Here is a 1,916-nt window from a genome sequence, read left to right as displayed (position 1 = left end):
CGGCATCTCATCGGATTATCTGGTTGATGCTTCACCTACTGCTGGTGCATGTTTCCTTCGCTAATTCCAGCAAGAACCCCACACGCCTCAACTTCCCGGTCATCGTTGCAACTCGCTCTCAGTGAAACGAGTTGTTTCTCAAGCGCTTGCAGAGCGGTTATCTGCGACCGCACATGAGAGATGTGATCATCGAGCAAGGCGTTGACGGCGGTACAAGGCTGATGAGGGTCGTCCTGATAGCTCTGTAGTTCGTGAATCTCAGCCAGTGACAGGCCCAGGATTCTGCAGCGACGGATGAAGGCCAGCCCCTCACCATGCTTCTCGGTATAGACACGGTAACCGTTGTCCTGCCGATCAGGCGGCGGCAACAAGCCCTGCTGTTCATAGAAGCGGATCGTCTGTGTTTCGACCCCTACCAACTGCGCCAACTGACCAATGCGCATCAGCCTCCTCCCCAACGGATTCTTTACTCTATTGACCTTATAGTAGCTTTATAGTTTTAAATGGTACCACAACATTGTTCAAGTGGAGTCGTATCATGAGCAAATCCTGTGGTGGCGCCTGTGGCGGTGATGCAACGTCCGCAGCGGATACCGATATACAGGCCTCCTCCGAGGCGCCAGGGAGATGGGTCAGTGTTTATGCCGTGCCGAAGATGGACTGTCCATCAGAAGAACGAATGATTCGCCTAGCCCTGAACGGCTTTGAGGAGATTCGGGCGCTGTCCTTCGACTTGTCGAACCGCCGGCTGAAGGTCGTGCATGACGGCGAGGTCGAGCCCGTCACCTCGAAACTGAAGACCTTGGGGCTAGGCGCCTCGCTTCAGGAAACCGTCGCTGCAAATCCGGAGACCATCAAGGCCGCCGAGTTTTCGGCAGCTTCTGCTAAGCAAGAATCCGGGACCCTGCGCTGGTTGCTCGGCATCAATGCACTTCTGTTCGTGGTGGAAATGACTGCCGGTCTGATCGCCCAGTCCACCGGCCTGATTGGAGAATCCCTGGACAATTTTGCCGATGCGGCGGTGTACGGGCTTGCCCTTTATGCGGTTGGACATAGCGTGAAAATGCAGGTACGTGCCGCGCATCTTGCTGGTGTACTGCAACTGATCTTGGCTGTGGGCGTGCTCGTAGAGGTGGTGAGACGCTTTGTATTCGGTAGTGAGCCTGAATCGCTGGTGATGATGGCTATCGCATTCGTCGCATTGATTGCCAATACCAGTTGTCTGCTGCTCATATCCAAACATCGGGAAGGCGGGGCGCACATGAAGGCAAGCTGGATATTCTCGGCCAACGACGTGGTGATCAACCTGGGGGTCATCACCGCCGGCGCCCTGGTCGCGTGGACCGGTTCCAATTATCCGGATCTGATTATCGGCACCATCGCGGGGGGCATTGTACTTAACGGTGCCAGACGCATTTTGGCGTTGAAGGGTTAAATAATGCTCATTATTGGCAAAAAGCTCTCGCCGTATGCCCTATTGTCCATATCGGGCCTGCTGGCAGCGTCTGATCAGGCTGTAAAGTGGCTGGTGCAGCAATCAATGGCCTATGGCGAGTATGTTTCGGTGACCCCGTTCTTTAACTGGGTGCACCTATGGAACACCGGTGCCGCATTCAGTCTTTTTGCGAATGGTGGAGGCTGGCAGCGCTACTTTTTTATCGGAATCGCGGTAGTGGTCTCGATTTTTCTGATCAACCTGATCCTTGAAAATCGTCATAAAGGAGAAGCCATCGCTTACAGTCTTATCCTCGGTGGCGCCATGGGCAACCTGATTGACCGGGTCTTTCGCGGCTATGTTGTGGATTCCTTTGATTTCTATTGGCGAGACTGGCATTGGCCGGCCTTCAACCTGGCTGATATTGCAATTGTCCTCGGTGCCTTACTTTTCGTTTCCAGCAGCTTGTTGGGTAAAAAAG

3 protein-coding genes are annotated in these 1,916 nt (G+C 54.0%); 2 read left to right on the top strand and 1 reads right to left on the bottom strand.

Translation table 11 applies throughout. The annotated features are described in order from the left end of the window. Positions 1-35: 35 nt before the first annotated feature. Entirely contained in the window at positions 36-443 is a 408-nt protein-coding gene (gene cadR / locus IM760_RS18735; protein WP_004364961.1) for a Cd(II)/Pb(II)-responsive transcriptional regulator, read from the bottom strand. A gap of 95 nt (positions 444-538) precedes the next feature. Here cadR and IM760_RS18730 point away from each other — a divergent pair, with 95 nt between their 5' ends. Together IM760_RS18730 and lspA are read left to right on the top strand one after the other, a co-directional pair. Continuing rightward, a complete protein-coding gene (locus IM760_RS18730) occupies positions 539-1,435 on the top strand; it encodes a cation efflux transmembrane domain-containing protein (RefSeq protein ID WP_004574643.1) in 897 nt (298 codons plus the stop codon). Between the two features lie 3 nt (positions 1,436-1,438). Beyond that, positions 1,439-1,916: signal peptidase II (gene lspA, locus IM760_RS18725; RefSeq protein ID WP_204431737.1), on the top strand; the 478-nt coding region annotated here is incomplete at its 3' end.

This window comes from Alloalcanivorax marinus, assembly GCF_016906305.1.
Lineage (GTDB): Bacteria > Pseudomonadota > Gammaproteobacteria > Pseudomonadales > Alcanivoracaceae > Alloalcanivorax > Alloalcanivorax marinus.
The sequence above is the reverse complement of the archived record's forward strand: the minus strand, read 5'-3'. Positions and strand labels throughout refer to the sequence as shown.